This window comes from Psychrobacillus sp. FSL H8-0483, from assembly GCF_038637725.1.
Lineage (GTDB): Bacteria > Bacillota > Bacilli > Bacillales_A > Planococcaceae > Psychrobacillus.
In genome coordinates, this window is sequence record NZ_CP152052.1 from 1,707,207 (window position 1) to 1,731,201 (window position 23,995).

A 23,995-nucleotide genomic window follows, 5' to 3' on the forward strand; every position below is an offset into this window, starting at 1 on the left:
TATCTTAAGACGCAGCCACTTCATCCACTGGAGCGGCTTCTGTAGGTTCAGGAACCTTTGATAAAATAATAAATCCTATGATAAATAAGATTACTAAACTAAAAACTCCATAAGAGGATTTACCAGTAATTTGTGCAGTTAAAGCAACAAGTATCGGCCCCAAGATGGAAGCAAATTTCCCAAATATATTATAGAAACCAAAAAACTCATTGGAATTTTCTTTTGGGACTAATTTCCCGAAGTACGATCTACTTAAAGCTTGTATCCCACCTTGAGATGTAGCTACAAGCATTGCTAAAATCCAAAAATCAACAATCGTTTCTAAGAAATAAGCATACGTACAAACAATGATATAAACGAATATTCCAACGTAAAGCATTTTCTTTTCGGAAAACTTACTTGCAAGTTTTCCATATATAATAGCAAATGGAGCAGCTACTACTTGCGTTACAAAAAGAACGATTAATAAGCTAGTAGCACTTAATCCTAAATCAGAACCATAAGCTGTCGACATGGAGATAATCGTACCAACGCCATCGATATAAAAGAAATATGCTAATAAAAACATAAATAAAGTACGATATTGACGAATTTCTTTAAATGTTTTCCCTAAACGCTTAAAGCTTTGAATGACTGGATTACTTTCACGCTCAATAAAATGTACCTGATGAACGTGCTTGAACATAGGTATAGAGAATACTACCCACCATGCAGCCGTAATTAGAAAGGCTATCCGACTCGCATTTATACTAGACAACGGAATGATCTCTTTACCTGCTAGCAAAATGATAACAATACTAATTAAAAATGGAATTGTACTACCGATATATCCTAGTCCATAACCACGAGCAGAAACACGATGCATGCGTTCATTCGTTGTGACATCTACTATGAATCCGTCATAAAAAACATTGGAGCCCGTAGCTCCGAGGGCTGCAACGGTATAACAAATTAATAATAAGAGCCAATTATCATATGGAACAAATGCAAGCATAGCAGTAAATGTTACCCCTAAAACAAAGAAGAAAGTAAAGAATTTTTTCTTCATACCTCGATAATCTGCAATAGTTCCTAAAATGGGCCCTAATAACGCTAATATGAATGTAAATATGGCAATTGTATATCCTAAATAAGCAGTTGAATTAGCACCACTGACACCAGCATCAGTTGCAGATGCTTTATAAAATAAAGGAAAGACTGCAGTTGTAATGGTCAAGGTGTACGCAGAGCTAGCCCAATCATATAATGCCCAGCTGTTTTCTTGTTTTGTAAACTTTTTCATCTATCTAATATCCCCCTTTCAGCTTACCTCATATTGTACATGATTCTAATCATGTAAAGTGAAGAAAATAGAAATTTTGCATCAATTTTACATTCGCTTTGTATTATACTTAAATAAATATTATTGGAATTTTCAATTATTAAAATTTACATAAATTTAACAAAGAAATAAGACTAACGATAGTAAACTTATTTAATAGAGGAGTAAACAATAATGGACACATCTAAAACTAATAAAGCAGTTATTGACATAGGATCTAACTCAATTCGTTTAGTAATATATAGTTACAATTCCATGCAAGGTTTAAAAGAGCTTCATAATTTTAAAACTGTAGCGAGGTTAAGTTTGTATATTGACAAAAACGGTCTATTAAATGAAAGAGGTATTCATTTGTTGGTGGAAACACTAACAAAGTTTAAAGAAATATTAGAAGATATACATGTGACGGATGTTTTTGTTGCGGCAACAGCAGCCATTCGACAAGCAAAAAATAGGGACGAAATTTTAGCATTAGTAAAAGATCGTATAGGCTTTACGATCAACATTTTATCTGCTAACCAAGAAGCATTTTTTGGATATATAGCAGTTGTACACTCAACGAATATTCCTAAAGCGGTAACGATCGATATGGGTGGAGGTAGCACGGAAGTAACTTACTTTGAAAATAAAAAACTAAAATATTCATTTAGCTTTCCATTTGGCGCAGTATCGCTTAAAGCAAAATTTATGTATGACACTACTATGTTAGACCATGATAATAAGGAATTAATCGAATATGTAAAAGAGCAATTTTTGACATTGGATTGGATAAGGAATTTAAAAGTACCTATCATCGCTATTGGTGGTAGTGCGCGCAATATTGCACAAGTAGATCAGCAAAGAAAAGTATTCCCATTAAATGGGGTTCATCAATATGAGTTAAAATCAGAGGATTTGCAAGAAATCAGTTACCAGTTTACACAATGTTCGTTGGATGGACTAAAAAAAATAGATGGATTATCAAGTGATCGTGCAGACATCATTGTACCAGCACTGGAAACCTTCCGAATATTTATGGAGGTAGTGGAAGCTCCTTCCTTTATATACAGTAAAAAAGGATTGCGAGAAGGAATAATACTTTCTCAATTAATAGAAAATTACCCTGGAGATTTTAATGTGAACGAAGTAACTGAAAATGCTATCCGTCATATTTTAGGGAAATTTAATGTCAAAAAAGAGGTTGCACTTCATTTATATAACATTTTCAATGAAATGTATCTGACATTTAGTAGATGGAAGTATATAGATCGATTGGAGCATCGTGAATTAGTGCGCTTTGCGTATGAACTTTTCCATATTGGCGAACAAATTGATCAAGAAGCAGCTAGTCAACATACATTTTATTTGCTTACAAATTTATCAATTGATGGCATTTCTAATAAAGAACGCTTGAAATTAGCTTTACTAGCATCTTACAAAAATAAAGATACATTCAAACAATATGTGAATCCCTATCAAAATTTGTTAAACGATCAAGAGATAAAGCAACTACGTGATATCGGGGCATTATTAAGGTTTACAAAAGGCATAGATGTGTTAGGGAGATCTAATATAAAACATGTCACGATTACGAGGACAACGGATATTATCACCCTAACATTTACTGTAGTTGGCAGTAGCATGCTTGAGAAATATCAAGCAGAGAAACTTAAAAAGCATATTGAAAAAATTGTTAGCACGAAAGTCAGGCTTGTATTTATGGAAACAGGGGAGAACATGATATGAATGAAGTTGTTTTAGAAAAAAATGTTATAAATGATTATGCTAACTACAATAATAGAGAAATTAGTTGGTTAGCATTTAATGAGCGTGTGCTGGAAGAAGCAGAGGATGAAACAAACCCTTTGCTTGAACGATTAAAATTTTTAGCCATATTTAGTTCCAACTTAGATGAGTTTTTTATGGTGCGTGTTGCCGGTCTTCAAGATCAAGTGAATGTTGGCTTTAATAAGCCAGAAAACAAAGCTGGATTTACACCTAAAGAACAATTGGAGCAAATTTCAACGATTACAAAAGAGCTCGTCAATAGACAAATGAACATATACAAAGAATTAATTGAAATCCAACTTCCTAAGCAAGGAATTTCATTACTTAAATATGCACACTTAACAAGTGCACAAAAGAAAGAATTACATAAGATATTTGAAGAAGAAATTTTCCCTGTTTTAACACCAATTGCTGTAGATGCGTATCGTCCATTTCCTATTTTATTAAGTAAAACGATTAATCTATTAGTTAAGATTGAAGATGAATTAAATGATGGAACTGAACTATCAAAAATTGCTATTGTGCAAGTACCATCCGTTTTAAAGAGGTTTATTCAAGTTTCTACAACAGATGGTTCATATGCCGCAGTACTGTTAGAGGATATCATAATTGAAAACGTCTCTAAGCTATTTCATGGTTACCAAGTCAAGCATGCAAATCCTTTTAGAATCACACGAAATGCGGATTTAACCATTCATGAGGAAGGAGCACGTGACTTACTAATAGAAATAGAAAAAGAATTAAAGAAACGTAAATGGGGCGCAGTTAGTAGATTAGAGGTAAAATCAACCGAGATAAAGCATAATTTATTACATTATTTGTTAGATGAATTAGAAATTTGTTCAGATGATGTATATAAAGTAGAAGGACCACTAGATGTTACATTTTTATTTTCTTTTATTAAAACACTTGAAGGAAGATTTACAAGATTATTTTATGAACCTTTTATTCCCCAACCACCGTTAGATTTAGCAAGTGACGAGGAAATTTACGCAAAAGCGTTAAAGCAAGATTTGTTTTTCCACCATCCATACGAATCATTTCAACCGATTATTGATTTTATAGAGAAGGCAGCAGTTGATCCAACTGTATTAGCAATCAAGCAAACATTGTATCGCGTTAGTGGAAACTCACCCATCATTTTGGCATTGAAAAGAGCTGCTGAAAATGGAAAGCAAGTTACTGTATTAGTTGAGTTAAAAGCACGATTTGATGAAGAGAATAATGTGCATTGGGCTAGAGAGTTAGAAAAAGCTGGATGCCTTGTAATTTATGGAATGCATAATCTAAAAACGCATTCTAAAATCACGTTAGTTGTTCGAAGACGCCATAATTGTATAGAACAATTTGTTCACCTAGGAACAGGAAATTACAATGACCAGACTGCTCGTATGTATACAGATATGAGTATTATTACAACAGATAAAAAAATCGGCTCGGATGCGACACAATTTTTTAATTACTTAAGTGGCTACACGGATAAACCTAATTATGATAAATTAGTCGTTGCCCCATATGATATTAGGGATAAATTTCTTACTTTAATTGATGAAGAAATGGAATTTCATAAAGCTTTTCAAAACGGACATATTAAGCTGAAAATGAACTCTTTAACAGATAAGGATTTAATCTTAAAACTGTATGAAGCTTCTGCTGTTGGAGTGAGGATTGACTTGATTGTCAGGGGAATATGCTGCTTACGTCCACAAATTCCTAATGTGAGTGAAAACATTTCGGTTCGGAGTATTGTAGGAAGATTTTTGGAGCATTCTAGAATATATTGGTTTCATCGAAATGGTGCTTCAAAGACCTATTTATCTTCGGCTGATATGATGACTAGAAATATGGTCAAACGTGTAGAAATATTGTTCCCTGTATTATCCCTTCGAATCCAAAGAAGAGTAATGAATATCTTTGATATTGAGCTTCAGGATACTGCAAAAGCAAGAGTGCAGGATGCAAATGGCAAATATCATTATTTAGAAACAGAAGAGAAGAGAATTGATAGTCAGCAAGTATTGTTAGAGAAAGCATTAAAGCAGAAGAATGAATAATCAAAAGACAAATCAAAAGACAAATCAAAAGACTATCTATTTGTGCCGGCTTTGACCGACGTAATAGATAGTCTTGTCTTCACTTATTTCATATGAAGTGCAGCCTCTGAAACGACAAAAGCTAAGTCATCATTTCCAAAAAGTTGGAGAACTTGAAGAACGGTTTCAGTGTCTACATGTAAGGAATCTTTTTCGACTTCACCCAATGCCTTCAAAAGAGCGACGTTTTCTATTTGAGCAGGATAAGCATGCTCGTATAATACTTTCGCATCCATTTCATGATTTACACACCATTGTACATAAAGTTGAATCATTACTTGTTCGTCTTCCTCATATCGTTGAATTACTGGATTCGACATTTTATTCCGTCCTTTACCCGATGGAATCAATAATTTTCCATAAATTTGAAGAAATTTCTTTTGCTTGTTGATCGAGCGTATTCTGGTCAAATGAATTGGAAAAGGAAGAGATAACTGTTTCCAATAAAAACTTTCGTGGATTTGTAGAATTTAGTTCCTCTAATAGAAATTCAATTAATTGTTGCTCTTTCACTTTTAAATCTATTTTATGCGTTTTATAAAAAGCATTAAGTTGTAAAATTACCTCGCCTTTTGTCACCTGAACATCGTCATAATAGTGGTTAAATGTATAAGAATCAATAAGTAAATCTTGTGATTTCACCATATCATAGATGATGGATTCCACACGTTTCAACACATATGTAACTAATTCGTAAACAGAAATTTGTCTTGATTTTACAGTCCATGGATGCTGTACTTGTTGAATCATGCCTAGCATTAGGACGGCACAATCGACAGAAATTTTTTTGGTTTCTTCTCCAAACACATCTACTAATCGGGTAGCTAGCCATTTAACTTCTTCATAATGATTTCTTTTTATAACCTCTCTAAGATCAGAATCCTGAGAATGAAATATAGCTACAAAAATAGGTATCAAATTACGTTCACGATAAAATTCCATTTTAACTGATAACTGTTTAATTAGGATATCCTTATTCTTAATTTCTTGTTGAACAAGCATTTCTCTTCTTTTTAAGGCAGTTTCTTCTTCTGCATTTTCAATAATAGCTATAATACATTCATTTTTAGATGAAAAATAGTTATAAAAAGTTCCTTTAGAAATTTTACTTTCATCAATAATATCTTGGACCGATGTTGCTGCATATCCTTTTTCGGTAAAGAGACGTTGTGCAGTTAATAGTACGTTTCGTTTTCTATTATTCACCATTTTCTCACCTTTAGACCTTTAGTATAATTCTTATTTTAACTTCTAATAGCACTAATATCAAATATTTATTAATGTAAGCGCTTTTCATGATTGCATTTTTTGGACTATGCGTATAAAATGTTCAAAGTGGTATACTCGATGTACAAAATATATACTGATAGTTTAAATGGGAGGAACATAAGAATGAACGAAATACAAAAAAAACCGCCATATGCAATGATTGCTATCTTATTTGTAGGGGCATTCATCGCCTTTTTAAATAACACATTATTAAATGTGGCGTTACCAACAATTATGGTTGAATTTAATGTAAAACCATCCATGGTTCAATGGTTAACGACAGGGTACATGTTAGTAAATGGTATCTTGATACCAGCTAGTGCGTTTTTCGTACAAAGATTTACGAATAGAAAATTATTTATTACAGCGATGGTTTTATTCACTCTAGGTACACTTTTAGCAGTAATTGCACCAGAGTTTTGGGTATTGATTTTGGCTCGAATGATTCAAGCAGCTGGATCAGCAATGTTAATGCCTTTACTAATGAATGTGATGTTAACAGCATTTCCTATTGAGCGCCGCGGGGCAGCTATGGGTATGTTTGGACTTGTAATGATTTCGGCACCAGCAATTGGACCAACATTATCTGGATTCATCATAGAGCATTATGATTGGAGAGCTTTATTTGAATTTGTTCTCCCATTAGCAATCATCGTTTTATTATTAGCGATCTTTAAATTCCGCAATATTACTTCAAACAGTAAAGTAAAATTAGATGTGTTTTCACTTGTACTATCAAGTATAGGTTTTGGTGCTCTACTGTATGGATTTAGTTCAGCATCAGATAAAGGGTGGGATGCACCGATTGTTTATGGAACAATAATTATTGGTGTTCTTTCGTTAATCTGGTTTGTTTTGAGACAATTAAAATTAGAAGAACCAATGTTAGATGTACGTATTTATAAATATCCAATGTTTGCGCTATCGTCTGTTATTTCAATCTTTGTATCGGCAGCAATGTTCTCTGGGATGATTTTAACACCTCTATATGTACAGACAATTCGAGGGATTTCACCATTACATTCAGGTTTGTTAATGTTGCCAGGTGCTTTAGCGATGGCACTTATGTCTCCAATTACAGGGAAGCTATTTGATAAATTTGGTGCGCGAATATTAGCAGTTATAGGTCTTATAATTACTTCAATTGGAACGTATTTGATGAGTAATTTAGGAATGGATTCAGATTACTACTATATCATGGCAGTTTATACGATTCGTATGTTCGGTATGTCCATGGTAATGATGCCGATTATGACAAATGGGTTAAATCAGTTACCTATGAATTTAAATCCTCATGGTACTGCGACGAATAGTACGTTACAACAAGTGTCTGGTGCAATTGGGTCTGCTATATTTATTACGATTATGAATTCAAAAATGGAATCAACAGCTAAAGTACTTGCAGCAGATGCCGCAGCTGCAGGAAATGTTCCGACTGCTTCAGATGCTTTTGCACAATTTCAAGCACAAATTGGTATGCAAGCAATGTTAGAAGGAATTAACTACACATTCTTTATTGCAACAGTTGTAACTGTTGTTGCCTTGATATTATCTCTCTTTGTAAAACGAACAGTTGTAACAAAGAAAAGCTAATTCAATAAAAAGGGGCTGTCTCTAAAGTCATACATTGACTGAGAGATGGTCCCTTTTCTAATGTATTGATTTCCGTTCCAGACGGACGCTTTCCGCGGGCATGGCTTCAGTCTCCTCGTCGCTTTCGCTCCTGCGGGGCCTTCAGCTCACGCTATTCCCGCTGGAGTCGCCGTCATCCACTACAATCAATTCCCTACAAAAAATAGTAGTTTAATAAAAAGTATACAAAAAAACAGGTGTAGAAAAAGACTCGTTTTTCTACACCTGCTTCAATTTATGGGCTTATTGGACAGCCGCTTTTAGTTTTGATTAATTTCATCTGTAAGTGTAATTAACTCATCAATTAATGATCCAATATAAGCGATTGTATCGCGCAATGGTTCGTCGGTTGTTATATCAACTCCTGCCATTTGAGCGAGTTCTACAGGCGATTTTGTCCCACCAGCTTTTAACACATTTGTCCACTCATCTACAGCTGTTTGTCCTTCTGCTAGAATACGCTTTGAAACTTGTGTGGAGATGGTTAACCCGGCGCTATACGTATATGGATATAATCCCATATAATAATGCGGTTGACGCATCCATGTTAGCTCAGCTCCGTCTGTTATTTCCACTGCATCTCCCCAAAACTCTTCTAGCACGCTTCGTTTGAATTCATTTAGAATTTGAGCATTGACATTTAACCCTTGATCCACACGGTCATATACTTTACGTTGATAGGCAGCTTCTAATAAATGAGTGACGAAATTATGATAATACGTACGCGCAACAATGGAAGAGATAACCCAACGTTTAAATTTAGGATCATTCGAATTTTCCAAGAGATGATTCGCAACAAGCATTTCATTCATCGTAGAAGGAGCTTCAATAAAGTATAGAGAAGGGCGTGCATTAAATATATTTTGTTCTTTATTTGCATAATAGAAATGACCTGCATGTCCAAGCTCGTGAGCCAGCACAAATACCTCATTCATACGGCTTGACCAGGAAATTAGGATGTATGGATGGTTTCCATAAGGACTGGAACAAAATGCGCCAGTCGATTTACCTTTGTTTTGTGCAAAGTCAATCCAACGCTCTTTGTAAGCACGATCTACCATCTCGATGTACTCCTCACCCATTACAGATAAAGCATCATCAATATATTTTTTAGACTCTTCGACAGAAATTTTCGGCTCATACGTTGGATCCAATGAGATTTTCAAATCAGCAAACGTCATTTTGTCTAGACCATGCACTTGTTGAAGCAGCTTCGCATATTTGCGCATATGTGGTGCAAGTTCTTTCGTGATCAAATCAATTTGTCGATTATATAATGATCGGTCTACTTCTTGGTTAAATAATAAATAATCAAAGATGGTTTCGTATCCACGAATATCAGCTGTTGTTTTCTCCATTTGAAGATGCATATCATACGTTTTTGCTGTCGTATGTTGATATTCTTTTAGTTTTGCGGAGAAAGAATCGAATGCAGCTCTTCTAATAGCAGGATCGGATTCCGCTTCCCAGTCATTTTCGAACGAAACATAACTTAGTGGATAGGTTTCTCCGTTTACTTCAAAATTATCGAACGAAATGTCTAACATTTTGGTCGTATCATATAGTTTATAAGGTGCACTAAAGGAAGCGGAATAAGCTGCTAATGTCTTTTCTACTTCTGGATGTAGTTGGTATTTTTTCTTTTGCAGCAGTTTTTCTAAGTAATGCTGAAATGTAGGGGAGAGAGCAATTGCTTCTTGGATCGTTTCATCCGGAAGTTCTACTAAGGAACTATTTAAAAATGATAATTCGCTACCAATTTTTGCGGAAAGTGAACCAAATTTACTTGCTCTCATTTGTGCATCGGTATTTGTTTGATCAGTGCTAAGGGAAAGGCTAGCATAAGCACCTGCTGGAACAATTTTCTCATAAATGGATGTGAATGCTTTTAATGCTTCCACAACAGTAGCGGGAGTATCGATTGTGCCTTTAAAACGGCTTACAAATGCTTGAACCTCTTTTTCTATTACTGTTAAAGCGCCCGTAAAATCTTCTTCTGTTGCAAATAAATCCTTTAAATTCCACGTTTCTTCTACATTAATTTCTGAACGATTTGGCATACTTTGAACCATATTCATCTCTCCTTATTATTACGGATGTCGAACTATTGATAAGTATAACGAACAAAAATTAAAAAGTAATCATTTTTCTAATTTTCCAATTAATATTTTTTTATATTAGTAGAATTTCAAAATGATATCATGCAATTTTCAGGAGTAGTAAATGCTAACAGATTCTACTGTCATATGAGAATTTTACTATATTAAATAAACCTTATATTGAAGTAATATTCTAAATATCTTAATTAATCTAAAAATTTATATAGACTGAATATGAACTTTGTTTTACAATGAGATTGTTAACACAACTTGATAGATTCTGAAGTACTACTGCTGAGAAATAAAAAAGAAGTAGTATAACTTATATTTTCAGAATTATCAAACTAAAAATGGGGGTTTAAAAGATGAAAAAATCAAGATTTGCATCACTATTTCTTGCTTCTTCCTTATTAGTGGGAGTACTTGCAGGATGTGGCACTGGAGAAGAGGGGGGTAGTTCTGAAGGAGGAGACACAATTAAAATTGGTGTTAACTTAGAACTATCTGGAGCAGTAGCATCATATGGTTCATCCGAAGCAGATGCAATCGACTTAGCTGTTGAAGAAATCAATAAAGATGGTGGAATTGATGGAAAACAAATCGAACTCATTAAAGTAGATAATAAATCCGATGCAGCGGAAGCAACTAGTGCAGCGATTAAATTAACTAATCAAGACAAAGTAGTTGCGATAATTGGAGCAGCAACAAGCGGTAACTCAGTGGCTCAAGTGCAAATTGCTACTGACACAAAAACACCAATGATTTCACCTTCAGGTACAAGTACGACTGTTACAGTATCAGAAAAAGGTGAAGTAAATCCATTCACATTCCGTACGGCATTCATCGATCCTTTCCAAGGTACAGTAGCTGCTAACTTTGCTGCTAACGAATTAAAAGTAAAAAATGTTGCAGTCTATGCGGATAATGCAAGTGATTATGCGAAGGGTCTTGCTGAGTCTTTCATTAAAGATTTTGAAGCTGCAGGAGGCACAATTGTTGCTGAAGAATCTTATGTGGCAAAAGATACTGATTTCCGTTCGACGCTTACACGTATTAAAGCATCTAATCCAGACTTCATCTTTATTCCAGGCTATTACGAAGAAGTTGGTTTAATCGTTAAACAAGCCCGTGAATTAGGGATTACAGTTCCATTAATGGGTGCGGACGGTTGGGATTCTCCTACAATCGTTGACTTAGCGGGTGCAGATGCATTAAACAATACGTATCTTATTGCTGCTTATTCATCAGAGGATCCAGAAGGAAAAGCTAAAGAATTTGCAGACAAGTTTACTGAAAAATATGGAAAAGCACCTAACTCATTTAATGCGCTTGGATACGATACAGTTTATCTATTAAAAGATGCAATCGAGCGTGCTGGTTCAACTGATGGAACAAAGATTAAAGAAGCACTAGAAGCTACTGATAAATTAGAACTAGTTACAGGATTGTATTCTGTTGATGAAAATCATCATCCAATTAAATCTGCTACGATTATTGAATTCGTAGATGGAGCACAAGTATTTAACACGAAAGTTAATCCTTAAGATTAACTTGTAATATATTGGAGGGATTATGTCCCTCCTTTTCTATTTTTATACTAGTTGGAATATTGAACAAAAGGAGTGAAATTTAATGGAATGGATTCAACAGTTGATTAATGGTATTTCACTCGGAAGTATATATGCATTAATTGCGCTTGGTTACACGATGGTGTATGGAATTATTAAATTAATTAACTTTGCTCACGGAGACGTGTTCATGGTTGGTTCTTTTATTGGCTTTTATTCGATTACAGTTTTTGGATTAGGGTTTTTCCCTGCGCTCATCATTTCGATGGCAGCATGTGCTCTATTTGGCGTTATTATTGAACGAATTGCGTATAAACGTTTGCGCAATGCAACTAGAATTGCAGCACTTATAACGGCAATTGGGGTATCTTTATTAATTGAATATGGCGTTATTTATATTAGAGGGGCTCAACCAGAGGCGTATCCAGATGTATTTTCAAATCGTTCATTTGAATTTTTGGGTGCTCAAATTAGTATTCAATCGATACTAATTCTTTCCGTTTCTGTAGTATTAATGATCCTTCTCCAATTTATTGTACATAAAACAAAAACGGGTAAAGCAATGAGAGCTGTTTCACATGATACAGAAGCAGCAAAACTAATGGGCATTAATGTAGATAATACGATTTCTGCAACATTTGCTATTGGTTCTGCTTTAGCGGGTGCGGCAGGTGTTATTTTTGGAGTGTATTATACAAAGATTGATCCTTTAATGGGTGTTATTCCTGGAGTGAAGGCATTTGTAGCTGCAGTACTTGGAGGTATTGGAATAATACCTGGAGCAATGATAGGTGGATTGGTACTCGGAGTTGTTGAAACGATTGTTAGTGCGTTAGGTTTCTCTTTATGGAGAGACGCTGCGGCATTCGTCATTTTAATATTAATTCTGATTTTTAGACCATCAGGAATCTTTGGAAAAAATACACGAGAGAAAGTGTAGGTGGTTTAATTATGAAAAAATCAAAACAATTTTGGTCATTTATAGCCGTAGCTGTTTTAGTTTATGTAATTGTTCAATTCCTTATATTTAATGGAACGTTGAATCAATTTTACTCAAATACGCTAATAGTTATTTCCATTAACATAATTTTAGCAGTAAGCCTACATTTAGTTATTGGTATTACGGGACAATTCTCCATAGGGCATGCAGGATTTTTAGCTGTAGGTGCATATATTTCGGCAATCGTTACAATGAGGCTAGATCTTCCCTTTGTTGTAGCTATAATCGTTGGAGGTATTGTGGCTGCATTAGCTGGTCTAATTGTCGGTATTCCAAGTTTAAGATTAAAAGGAGATTATTTGGCAATTGCGACTCTCGGTTTTGCAGAGATTATTCGAATTGTATTCTTAAATATTGACTATGTTGGTGGAGCCGCTGGGATGCAGGTGTCGCATTTAACTACATGGACTTATGTATTTATCTGCTTGGTTATTACTATTTTGGTAATAGTAAACTTTACTAATTCAAGACATGGAATTGCAGCGATTTCTGTCCGTGAAAATGAAATTGCTTCCGATGCAATGGGAATTAACACAACCTACTATAAAGTAGTTGCATTTGCCATTGGTTCCTTCTTTGCAGGAGTCGCCGGGGCATTATATGCACATAACTTTTATATCATTCAACCAAGTCAATTTGGTTTTTTAAAATCATTTGATATATTAATTTTCGTTGTACTTGGAGGACTTGGAAGTTTATCGGGTGCTGTCCTTTCTGCAATATTACTCACTGTTGTTTCGACGTATCTTCAAGAATATCCTGAAACACGAATGATTATTTATAGTCTTGTCTTAATACTTGTTATGCTTTATCGTCCAAAAGGACTAATGGGGACGATGGAAATTACGGATTATTTCAAACTTTGGAGAACGCCAAAAGGGGGCGGTCAACATGGAAAGTAAAGCGTTGTTAGAAGTTAAAAATGCAGGCATTCGTTTTGGTGGTTTAAAAGCTGTCCAGGATCTAAATATTGTTTTAAATCAAGGAGAGTTAGTTGGGTTAATCGGACCAAATGGTGCAGGGAAAACTACTAGTTTTAACTTATTGACTGGTGTTTATCTACCGACAGAAGGAGATATTCTGTTTGATGGAAAACGAATTAATGGTTTACCTCCGTTCAAAGTAACAAGATTAGGAATTAGTAGGACCTTTCAAAATATACGTTTGTTTAATGAACTTACGGTTTTAGATAATGTAAAAGTTGCGTATCATTCACTTGCAAAACACTCCATCTTGAGTTCTGTTATACGTCTTCCTTCTCACTTTAAAGGTGAACAGGAAATGGAGGAAAAGTCCATTGAGTTTCTGAAAATCTTTAAATTAGACAGGTATAAAGATGAACTAGCAAAAAATTTACCCTACGGTCAGCAACGTAGACTAGAAATTGCTCGTGCACTAGCTGCTGGGCCAAAACTTCTTTTATTAGATGAGCCGGCGGCAGGTATGAACCCACAAGAAACAAAGGAATTGATGGATTTAATCGCATTTATTCGTGAAAAGTTTGATCTGACTATTTTACTTATTGAACATGATATGAACTTAGTAATGGGTGTTTGTGAAAGAATTTATGTGCTTGACCATGGTCAACTTCTTGCGGAAGGATCACCAGAAGAGATCCGTAACCATCCTAAGGTTATTGAGGCTTATTTAGGGGAGGAAGTTCACGATGACAATGCTTAAAGTAGAAAATATAGATGTATATTATGGAAATATTCAGGCGTTACGAGATGTTTCCATTGAAGTAAATCAAGGAGAAATTGTAACATTAATTGGTGCAAATGGTGCTGGCAAAAGCACATTACTTAAAACTTTATCCGGATTACTAAAGCCCAAAAATGGGAAAATCGAATTTCTCGATAAGTCTATTTCTGGTAAACAAGCTCAGTCAATTGTAAAAGCAGGAATTTCACATGTTCCAGAAGGACGTCGTGTTTTCGCAAATCTTACTGTGGAAGAAAACCTAGAATTAGGAGCATTTTTACGTAAAGATAAAGCTGGGATTCATACCGATATGCAAAAGGTATATGATATTTTCCCAAGACTTTTAGAGCGTAAAAAACAACATTCAGGAACACTTTCTGGTGGTGAGCAGCAAATGCTAGCAATGGGTCGTGCCATTATGGCGAAGCCCAAACTAGTATTATTAGATGAGCCATCCATGGGTCTTGCTCCATTAATGGTTAAAACTATTTTTCAAGTAATTGAAGATATTAACCGAGAGGGCACAACAGTCTTATTAGTGGAACAAAATGCAAATATGGCACTTTCTGTGGCAAATCGGGGATATGTAATTGAAACAGGTAGAGTTGTACTTTCTGGTTCCGCTAAGGAATTACAAAGTAGTGAGGAAGTAAGGCAAGCATACTTAGGTGGACATTAAGTTCAAAAGCTTTCATTAAGTTGTAATAACTTAATGAAAGCTTTTTTTAATGATTTCTTACACTTGCAAACAGAGCAAGTGATCGAAAAATAGACAATATTCATTTATAGAGAGTTAATAAAGCTCCCGGAAATCAACTTCGGGAGCCTTCAACATGAATAAGAGAGTATCTATTCTCACATTATCCAAAACAGCACTATCCTGTTACCTAAAGTTACAGGAGGGCGACGGAAGGACGATAGCCACAGGATTACCGAAAAAGGGGAGGAGAATCGCGCGGTAATGATGTAGCGAAAGTCCATTCCAAAATCAATCCGGGAACGTCTTAAAATAGTTATTGCAACTATAAGGCGCGAATGCGCTTTTCTAAAAGAATAAGAAAGTATATAATTTTCCGTTCCAGGCGGACGCTTTCCGCGGGGTGAGCGATGAGCCATCACCTAAAAAGTGAGAAATGTGATATTCCCATAGAGTGTTTAAAAAGGAACGAAGGCTAAGAGCGCCACCTCATGTGGCAACGCCTTCGTGACCAACATCCTGTTGGCCTCCGCTGGAGTAGCCGTCTTCCACTACAATCAAGTAAATGTTTTCAAATCAATCATAAAAGAAAGGATAACTAAAAGATAGGAAGTATATAGTTTTTGAGTGCATAAAGTCACTGGTACTTTGAACGATAGTATAATGCAGTGGATTGTATACAAGGTAAGGTAGAGGAGATGTACCTGGTAGCTAGCAAGAATCTTTAAGAAGAGCATTTCTGATAATTTTCTTCTACTGGTAAAAGAGTATATGGCAAAAAATAGTTAGCATCTATTACATAGAGGAATACTAGAGCAACCGAAATTGCATCTACGGAGTCCCGCACGATGCGGGTCAGACAGTCGTTGCGAAATGTTCTTGTATTTTGCGACGAGCTTTGCGCAGGAGCATCATGAAGTCGCGAACATAGACTGTCCTCCTCAGAAGCTTTATGAGTTGGAAAGCATCTATTCACTCATTATCCAAAAAGATCTTAACCTTATTCGTCTTGTTGAAGGAGGGCGACGGACAGACAAACGCCATAAGATTACCGAGAAAAGAGAGGCTGGTCGTGACATCAGTCACGATCAGCCTCTCTTAAAAATTAATCGGTAATGATATAGCAATAAGTCTGTCCAAAGACCTCCTAAAACGATACAAAACAGTTTTTGCACTTATAGGGAACGAATGCTCTTTTCTAAATTGTAATGATAGGTTTTATAAAGAATAAATTCCATTTTTCTATAGTTCTATTGACATATTTTGTGTTATTATAGACTAATATGCGTTTTTTTTGGAGGTACAATGAAGAAAACACTCAGATTTTGGATACTGACTCTTATTACTTTTTCAATGATTGCAATTCTCAGTAGTTCTTTATTTTCAAGCTATATTGTTACGAAAAAAAGTTTAATAGAAAATTCATTAAAGCAAAATGAAGTATATTCTTTAAAGCTTGCGCAGATGTCTGAAGAAGTGTTTGAATCCATGCAAGCAAATTTAGAAGCAAGAAAACCAGATGTGATTAAACATATGGATGACCCAAAAGAGCTTACCAACATATTAGATCAATTATTAATAAGTGGAAAAAACTTCAACTCCCTTTCTGTTATTGGAAATAATGGGGTAGCTATAGCGACTTCTCCTAATATAGGGATTGCCGGTAATAAAATCGATTCTGCTGGAGTTCAAGAGGCCCTTTTGAAAAAAGAAAGTATTATTACTACACCATATAAAGCTGTTACAGGTCGCTTAGTAATTCTAATCTCCACACCTCTTTTTGATGATGCTAATAATTATCTTGGAATGTTAAATGGGACAATTTATTTGCAGGAAGACAACTTCATTCAAAATATTTTAGCAGAGCATTTCAGTGAAGATGGTTCTTATGTATTTGTTGTCGATAAAGAAGGTACTTTAATTTATCATCCAGAAAAAGATAGAATTGGAGAAAGCGTTCAAAAAAATATGGTTGTTCAAAGTTTAATGAAAAAAGAAAGTGGTTCAATTGAGGTATTTAATACACAAGGTGAGCAATTTCTTGCAGGGTTTACATATATACCTGCTAGTGAGTGGGGCGTTGTATCCCAGACCCCGTATGAAAGCAGTCTCAATCCTTTAAATGGGATTATGTTTAAAATGTTTTTTTATTCCTTACCGTTTGTATGCTTATTCTTCGTATTAGCATTTTTACTATCTGAGCGATTAGCCTCTCCTTTGAAAAAGTTAGCGTTATTTACATTGGATTCTCAAAATGAAGATACGAATCTAGAAAAGCTAAAACTATCGACTTGGTATTTTGAAGCAAAACAACTTACAGAAACAATTGAGAATTATCATAAAAAGCAGGAAGAAACAGTTGCAGATTTTAAACATCAATCGTTAACGGATCCACTAACAGGTTTGAAAAATAGAAGATATTCTGAATTACTTTTTGCAGATTTATTGGAACATCATCAATTGTTTTCCGTAATTATGATTGATATCGATCATTTTAAAAGAGTTAATGATGAATTTGGGCATAATGCAGGGGATGAAGTATTAAAGTTTTTAGCAAACAAAATGCAGTCTACTTCTACTAAAAAGGATGTATGTATAAGACTTGGAGGAGAAGAATTTATTATTATTCTTCCAGGCACGCTTCTACAGGATACATATATGCTTGCAGAGAAACTAAGAATAGAAATAGAAACTAGCATTCCACCTACTAAAAAGAAAATAACCATTTCTTCTGGTGTGGCTGAACACAAAATAACGAAAGAAAGTTTAAGTGATTTAATGCAACGAGTTGATGAGGCTTTATATTTGGCGAAATCACAAGGAAGAAATAAAACAGTTATTGCTACATAAATAGTATAGATTTTACAATGGTTTTAGCATCCTAGCTAAAGCCATTTTTATTTTTAAAAAAAGTTGATTGACATTTAAATGAAAATGATTATCATTATTAAAGGAAAGTATAAAAGGAAGAAGGATGAATATGAAAAAATCAGTGTTAATTTCTTCATTATTAATAACTAGTATTTTAATAACAGGTTGTGGTAATTCAAATGAACAGGCTACAGATGATAAGGATTCAACTGTACAATCGGTGGACTTAAATAAAGAATTGGAAAATTATAAATCATTTGCCCTTGAACAGATGGATTTATTTGTAACTGAAACAGAAAAGTTTGTTGAAGCTGTAAAAGCCGGAGACATCGATAAAGCGAAAGAAATTTATCCAAATGCACGTATGTATTTTGAACGTTCAGAACCAATTGCGGAAAGTTTCGGAGATTTAGATCCACGAATTGATGCTAGACTTGCGGATTTAGAAGATGAAGGAAAAACGGAAAAAGAGTGGTCGGGTTATCATAAGATCGAATACGGGCTTTGGGTAGAAAACACTACTACAGGCTATGAGGGCACTGCAGATCAATTATTAAAGGATGCAAAAGAGCTTCGTGCACGTGTAGAAACAGTAGATGTTACACCTGATTTAATGATTACTGGTGCAGTAGATTTATTAAATGAAGTATCTACTTCCAAAATTACAGGCGAAGAAGAAATATATTCACATACAGACTTATACGACTTTAAAGCAAACATCGAAGGTGCCGAAAAAATATTTACAATTTTAGAAGAGAAAATTAAAGAAAAAGATGCAAACTTAGTGAGTGAATTAGAGGAGAAATTTAAAAATATCAATGCTTTATTAGCAAAATATGAAGATGGCAATGGTGTTTTTGTTTCTTATGAAGAGTTAACGAATGAAGATACAAAAGTTCTTGCAGAAGCTGTTAATCAATTAGGAGAACCGTTAAGTCAAATGGGGATCATTATGGAGTGAGATAGATGGACAAAATGCAAAAAGACGGTCTGTTCAAACAGAAAATGAATCGAAGACAAATGCTTAAGTTAACCGGAGCTGGGACTGCTGGTGTTCTAATCGGTGCAACGGGTTTAAGTACCGTAGCGAATTCTTTAGGTTACTCTGTAGTGGAAGACGATCTAACTGCTACTGATAAAGAACTTTTTTACGGGAATCATCAGTCTGGCGTTATTACAAACGTACAAAAACATATTTATTTTGCCTCTTTAAATGTCATTGTGACATCCAAAGAAGAGCTGAAAGAATTATTCGAAATGTGGACACCATTAGCTGTTCGAATGATGAATGGAGAAGAAATTGCAGAGCCAACTAACAATTCTTATTTAGCAACAAAAGACACAGGGGAAGCAGTTGGTCTTTCCGCTTCAAACTTAACGCTCACATTTGGTGTTGGTCCAACTCTTTTTAAAAATTCAAAACTAGATTTAGCAAACTTAAAACCATCAGAGTTAGAAGTATTACCTCATTTTCCTAAAGACCAGCTCGATGAAAATTTTTCAAATGGTGATTTGTGTATACAAGCGTGTGCGGACGATCCGCAAGTTGCTTTTCATGCAGTACGAAATCTAATTCGAGCAGCTTCAGGAAAAGTAACGTTAAAATGGACACAATCTGGGTTTAATTCAATTCCAGTAGAAAAAAATAAAAAACAGACACCAAGAAACTTATTTGCTTTTAAAGATGGTTCTGGAAATCCTAATGTAAAAGATGAGAAAGAAATGGATGAAGTTGTTTGGGTTCAGTCCAAAGAATCTGTTCCATGGATGACTGGTGGAACCTATTTAGTAGCAAGAAGAATTCAAATGCATCTAGAAACTTGGGATCGTACAGCATTAGGAGAACAAGAGGCTACTTTTGGACGCCATCGTGATAGTGGTGCACCATTAGGTAAAAAAGAAGAGTTTGAAGATATGGAGTTAACTCGAAAAGATTCGAATGGAGAACCTATTGTGCCAATAACTTCTCATGTGCATTTAGCGAAACAAGTAAAGGATCGCATGTTAAGGAGGTCATATTCTTATTCGAGTGGAATAGACCCAAAAACAGGAGTTTTTGATACTGGACTATTATTTATTTCATTTCAAAAGCATCCAAAACAATTCATTAATATTCAGAACAGCTTGGGTAGAATAGATAAATTAAATGAATACATTACCCATCGAGGCAGTGCAATTTTCGCTTGCTTCCCTGGTATTCAAAAGGGGAGTTTTATCGGTGAATCACTTTTTAAAGCATAAATTATCTAGTGCATTAATTGTAGTTATTACTATATTGGTAGTGAGTGTTTTGCCTGCTCAAGCTACTACTGCTACTACTACAACTACCATTAGTGAATTGTATATTACGATTAGTGATGCCATCATGGAAACTAAAAAAGAAGACGATGTAAAGGCCAAGGAAGCACTAGAATCGTTTGAAAAACAGTGGACAGAAATGAATGTTCCAAATAGTGAAGCTGCTAACCAAATTAACGATGCTTATAATCGTGCATACGAAGCTAACAATGCAGAAGAACGTTTAGCGAATTTACAACAACTTGCGAAAGGTCTAGCGGCACTTGAAAAAGAACAAAATCCAGTAGATGAACTTGCAGAACGAACAAATTTCGGTACAGAAATTCAACCAGCTATTGATAAACTAAAGGAAGTAATAGCTACAAATAATCAGACTGCGATTTTGCAAGAGTACACAAAATTTGTAGCTACATGGACAAAAAATGAACGTCCAGTAAGAGAGTTAGATATTGCTAGCTACGGAAAAATAGAGACGCAAGTAGCTTTTATGCGCATTACATTAGCGGAGGACGAATTAGATTTGGACCAACTCCAAGGACAATTCAATACATTAACGAATGCAATAGATGATTTTGTTGCTGGGAAAGTGGTACAAGGCACAACTGGAAATTACTCTGTAGCTACTTTAATAGGTTTATTGAAAGAAAGTATAGACTTTATTGAGGAGAAGTCCTATGATAAAGCGGCCGATAGTTTAGTAGAATTTATTGAAATTTGGCCAAATGTGGAAGGCGATATTCGTACAAAAAATGCTTCAGTTTATACGGAAATTGAAAGTAAAGTCCCCCTCCTTGTAAGTGATCTCTCAAAAGATACAGTGGATCAACAAAGAATTACTGAATCGATTGATTCACTTATTAAAGATATCGAACTAGTTCAAACGACTTCGAACTATACGTATTGGGATTCTGCTTTAATATTACTCCGTGAAGGTTTGGAAGCTTTACTCATTATTATTGCTTTAATCGCATTCTTAAAGAAAGCTAACCAAGAGAATCAGAAAAAGTGGATCTATGTTGGTGCATTTTCTGGATTAGTTGTAAGTGCTATTGCAGCAATTATACTTTCTACAATTTTACAATCGGTTTCTGCCGGTACAAGTAGAGAGATAATGGAAGGATATGTAGGCTTAGGGGCAGCTGTCCTTATGTTAGGTGTTGGTGTTTGGCTACATAATAAATCAAGCATAAACGCATGGAATAAATATATTCAAACCCAAATGAATCATGCTATTTCTACTAGTAGTATTGTATCAATGGCCTTTGTCAGTTTTCTCTCTGTATTTAGGGAAGGAGCAGAAACGATTATTTTCTATGCAGGTATCGCACCTAAAATGTCTACCCTTGAATTAAGTATTGGAATTCTAATTGCATTAGCACTATTAGCTGTTTTTGCTATTGTATTAATAAAAGTAAGTGGAAAAATACCTATTCATCGATTCTTTATCGTAGCAACGGTGCTAATATATATATTAGCATTTAAAATTATTGGAGTAAGTGTGCATACATTGCAGTTAACTAGTGTGCTTCCAATGACTAGGGTGGATCATCTGCCTGTCATCAGTTCAATTGGGTTTTATCCAACTTGGGAAACAATTATACCGCAAGTTTTGTTAATTGGTGTGGTTATTTGGAATCTTCTTCGGAAGAAATAAGAAAAGAAGTTTTTCCCGCTAAAACGGCGGAAAAACTTCTTTTTACTTGTTTTTTCTTATAAAATATAGAATTGCTTCTATTATAAGTCCAATAACTAAACCAAATGCAGTAAAGATAAACAAGGAGAGAATTCCAATTAAGTCTCCCCATCCATCCATACCGCTAATAAATGATCGGAAAAGTTCGATGAAACCAATTAATAGTCCAGCAGTAAAAATATAATAAGCAAATTTAAGTTTATAAAATAAAAGTGCTCCAGTTATTGTGCCTACGAGAACTGAAATAACTGCAAATGCAATAAAATTTTGAACGACTAAATCCTGGCCTAACACATATTTAACACCTAGTATTAATAAAAAGAGTGATAGAATAATTGTAATACCTGCAATTTTTCCGTAATTTTTTAACAACTTAATCGCCTACTTTCCTATACCTATCATACTGGAAATAAAACGAGAATCCAACAAAGTAAAATTTAATAAGGAGATGAAACAATGGCAGAACATTATTTTCACTTAAAAGCAAATTGGCCAGGTAATCGAAATGATGTAGGGGAAATTCAAACAGCAAACTTACATACAAAGATTTCTATACCAAAAGAGATGGAAGGTCCTGGAATAGGTACAAACCCAGATGAAATGTTACTAGGTGCAGCGGCAACTTGTTATATTATTACGCTTGCAGCCATGATGGAAAGAAGTAATATTGCAAAAGAGAAGTTAGATATGGAGTCAACAGCTATTGTGGATGTGACAAATGGTGTATTTACATACAAAAAAATTATTCATCGACCTATAATTACACTGTTAAATGAAAAAGATGTGGCAATTACTAACAGACTGGCTTTAAAAGCTGAGCAGACATGCATGATAAGTAAAGCTTTACGAGGTAATGTAAATATAGAAGTTGAACCAACTATACAAGCAATAAGTGAATAGTTTCATTCAAATGACATTTACTGTATAATTAAAGTATTCTAGTAATTAAAAAGTGAGGGCATTGCTATGTCGATTGGTATGATTGCTGTTATTCTTATTTTTTCAGTTCCTATTATTAAATTAGTACTAGCTCATTTGGAAGAAAAAGCGAAAATCAAATCAAAAGTTCTGGAAAATGAACTTGAATTAGAAAAGTTGAAATATGAAAACTTCGTCATTGAAACGGAAAAAATGAAACTTCAGCTAGAACAGATGAGATTAGAGTCTCCAAAAGAAGAATTTCATCAATTATTGAAATAGCAAAGCCGCTCAGAAGAATGAGCGGTTTTGCTATACATTAAATTATATAACGTATGCAAATACGCAAATAAAGTGACTAATAGTTCCGAGCAAAATGAAAATATGGAAAATCTCATGAAATCCTAGCTTTTGGATGAATGAAATATTTGGCTTTAGCCCGTAGATAACCCCACCGATCGTATAAAAAATTCCTCCTAGTATTAGAAAGAATAAGCCCTGTGTTCCGAGTATTTCTGCAAGTGGGGCTGCCAAAAATACAATAATCCATCCCATTCCAATGTATAATACTGTTGATATCCATCTTGGACAATTAAACCAGACCATTTTAAATAAAATTCCGAAACACGCCATTAGGGAAATTAGGCTGAAAAGGACATAGCCTGTCGTTCCTTTTAATGCGATTAAGCAAAATGGTGCATATGTACCTGCAATTAACAAATAAATCATCGAATGATCCAGACGTCTTAACATGTGAATAACATGATCTTTCGCAATGACCATATGATAAATTGCGGAGGAAGCATAAAGTAATATCATACTAACTCCAAATAGAATAAGTGCAGTAATTGTTAAGGTGGAAGCACCTAATGTTACTCCCTTCATCATCATCGCTATTAATGCAATGACTCCTAGTACTGCGCCAAATAAATGGGATAGTCCGTTAAATGGTTCTCTCATATAATTGTTCAATTGAATACCTCCATATCGATAAGTAGTATTGGTAACTACTTGTAATGATATATCTATGTTGACAGATAGTCAATGTTTACGTACTATCTATTTTGC

20 protein-coding genes are annotated in these 23,995 nt (G+C 34.7%); 14 read left to right on the forward strand and 6 right to left on the reverse strand.

Annotation, left to right across the window (positions count from 1 at the left end; genetic code table 11):
* Positions 1-4 precede the first annotated feature (4 nt).
* Positions 5-1,282, reverse strand: coding sequence for an MFS transporter (locus MHB48_RS07995; protein ID WP_342600946.1), 1,278 nt, complete (start codon positions 1,280-1,282; stop codon positions 5-7).
* Positions 1,283-1,495: 213 nt separating this feature from the next.
* On the opposite strand from MHB48_RS07995, the gene MHB48_RS08000 reads away from it, so the two are divergent.
* Positions 1,496-3,046 carry a Ppx/GppA family phosphatase gene (locus MHB48_RS08000; protein WP_342600947.1) on the forward strand — a complete coding sequence of 517 codons (1,551 nt, stop codon included), beginning with the start codon at positions 1,496-1,498 and terminating at the stop codon, positions 3,044-3,046.
* Positions 3,043-5,142 carry an RNA degradosome polyphosphate kinase gene (locus MHB48_RS08005; protein ID WP_342600948.1) on the forward strand — a complete coding sequence of 700 codons (2,100 nt, stop codon included), beginning with the start codon at positions 3,043-3,045 and terminating at the stop codon, positions 5,140-5,142. The genes MHB48_RS08000 and MHB48_RS08005 overlap by 4 nt, the downstream gene beginning before the upstream one ends.
* Positions 5,143-5,225: 83 nt before the next feature.
* On the opposite strand, the gene MHB48_RS08010 is transcribed toward MHB48_RS08005, so the two are convergent.
* A complete protein-coding gene (locus MHB48_RS08010; RefSeq protein ID WP_342600949.1) occupies positions 5,226-5,501 on the reverse strand; it encodes a hypothetical protein in 276 nt (91 codons plus the stop codon).
* A gap of 13 nt (positions 5,502-5,514) precedes the next feature.
* Entirely contained in the window at positions 5,515-6,390 is an 876-nt protein-coding gene (locus MHB48_RS08015; RefSeq protein ID WP_342600950.1) for a TetR/AcrR family transcriptional regulator, read from the reverse strand.
* 183 nt (positions 6,391-6,573) lie between these two features.
* On the opposite strand from MHB48_RS08015, the gene MHB48_RS08020 reads away from it, so the two are divergent.
* A complete protein-coding gene (locus MHB48_RS08020) occupies positions 6,574-8,043 on the forward strand; it encodes a DHA2 family efflux MFS transporter permease subunit (RefSeq protein WP_342600951.1) in 1,470 nt (489 codons plus the stop codon).
* Between the two features lie 299 nt (positions 8,044-8,342).
* Here MHB48_RS08020 and pepF read toward each other — a convergent pair whose 3' ends face one another.
* The gene (pepF, locus tag MHB48_RS08025) at positions 8,343-10,154 is read right to left on the reverse strand and encodes an oligoendopeptidase F (RefSeq protein ID WP_342600952.1); all 1,812 of its coding nucleotides are present in this window, start codon (positions 10,152-10,154) and stop codon (positions 8,343-8,345) included.
* 392 nt (positions 10,155-10,546) lie between these two features.
* Here pepF and MHB48_RS08030 point away from each other — a divergent pair, with 392 nt between their 5' ends.
* From MHB48_RS08030 to MHB48_RS08070, 9 genes are all read left to right on the forward strand, one after another.
* Positions 10,547-11,725, forward strand: a complete 1,179-nt coding sequence (locus tag MHB48_RS08030; RefSeq protein ID WP_342600953.1) for an ABC transporter substrate-binding protein — start codon at positions 10,547-10,549, stop codon at positions 11,723-11,725.
* An 88-nt stretch (positions 11,726-11,813) separates the two neighbouring features.
* Positions 11,814-12,689 (forward strand): branched-chain amino acid ABC transporter permease, encoded by an 876-nt coding sequence (locus MHB48_RS08035; RefSeq protein ID WP_340919806.1) that lies wholly within the window; start codon positions 11,814-11,816, stop codon positions 12,687-12,689.
* An 11-nt stretch (positions 12,690-12,700) separates the two neighbouring features.
* A complete protein-coding gene (locus MHB48_RS08040) occupies positions 12,701-13,651 on the forward strand; it encodes a branched-chain amino acid ABC transporter permease (RefSeq protein ID WP_342600954.1) in 951 nt (316 codons plus the stop codon).
* Positions 13,641-14,429, forward strand: a complete 789-nt coding sequence (locus MHB48_RS08045; RefSeq protein WP_342600955.1) for an ABC transporter ATP-binding protein — start codon at positions 13,641-13,643, stop codon at positions 14,427-14,429. Before MHB48_RS08040 ends, MHB48_RS08045 begins: the two co-directional genes overlap by 11 nt.
* Positions 14,422-15,129 (forward strand): ABC transporter ATP-binding protein, encoded by a 708-nt coding sequence (locus MHB48_RS08050; protein ID WP_342601336.1) that lies wholly within the window; start codon positions 14,422-14,424, stop codon positions 15,127-15,129. Before MHB48_RS08045 ends, MHB48_RS08050 begins: the two co-directional genes overlap by 8 nt.
* A 1,323-nt stretch (positions 15,130-16,452) precedes the next feature.
* The gene (locus tag MHB48_RS08055) at positions 16,453-17,997 is read left to right on the forward strand and encodes a sensor domain-containing diguanylate cyclase (RefSeq protein ID WP_342600956.1); all 1,545 of its coding nucleotides are present in this window, start codon (positions 16,453-16,455) and stop codon (positions 17,995-17,997) included.
* A gap of 130 nt (positions 17,998-18,127) precedes the next feature.
* Positions 18,128-18,979, forward strand: a complete 852-nt coding sequence (gene efeO / locus MHB48_RS08060; protein ID WP_342600957.1) for an iron uptake system protein EfeO — start codon at positions 18,128-18,130, stop codon at positions 18,977-18,979.
* A gap of 5 nt (positions 18,980-18,984) precedes the next feature.
* A complete protein-coding gene (gene efeB, locus MHB48_RS08065; RefSeq protein WP_342600958.1) occupies positions 18,985-20,259 on the forward strand; it encodes an iron uptake transporter deferrochelatase/peroxidase subunit in 1,275 nt (424 codons plus the stop codon).
* A complete protein-coding gene (locus MHB48_RS08070; protein WP_342600959.1) occupies positions 20,237-21,970 on the forward strand; it encodes an FTR1 family protein in 1,734 nt (577 codons plus the stop codon). Before efeB ends, MHB48_RS08070 begins: the two co-directional genes overlap by 23 nt.
* Before the next feature lie 42 nt (positions 21,971-22,012).
* Here the strand turns inward: MHB48_RS08070 and MHB48_RS08075 are convergent, their stop codons facing one another.
* Positions 22,013-22,381 carry a hypothetical protein gene (locus MHB48_RS08075; RefSeq protein WP_342600960.1) on the reverse strand — a complete coding sequence of 123 codons (369 nt, stop codon included), beginning with the start codon at positions 22,379-22,381 and terminating at the stop codon, positions 22,013-22,015.
* An 84-nt stretch (positions 22,382-22,465) separates the two neighbouring features.
* On the opposite strand from MHB48_RS08075, the gene MHB48_RS08080 reads away from it, so the two are divergent.
* Both MHB48_RS08080 and MHB48_RS08085 read left to right on the forward strand, forming a co-directional pair.
* On the forward strand, positions 22,466-22,909 hold the full coding sequence (locus tag MHB48_RS08080) for an OsmC family protein (protein WP_342600961.1): 444 nt from the start codon (positions 22,466-22,468) through the stop codon (positions 22,907-22,909).
* 66 nt (positions 22,910-22,975) lie between these two features.
* On the forward strand, positions 22,976-23,209 hold the full coding sequence (locus MHB48_RS08085) for a hypothetical protein (RefSeq protein WP_342600962.1): 234 nt from the start codon (positions 22,976-22,978) through the stop codon (positions 23,207-23,209).
* Positions 23,210-23,251: 42 nt separating this feature from the next.
* Here the strand turns inward: MHB48_RS08085 and MHB48_RS08090 are convergent, their stop codons facing one another.
* Positions 23,252-23,899 (reverse strand): hemolysin III family protein, encoded by a 648-nt coding sequence (locus MHB48_RS08090; protein ID WP_342600963.1) that lies wholly within the window; start codon positions 23,897-23,899, stop codon positions 23,252-23,254.
* Positions 23,900-23,995: the final 96 nt, after the last annotated feature.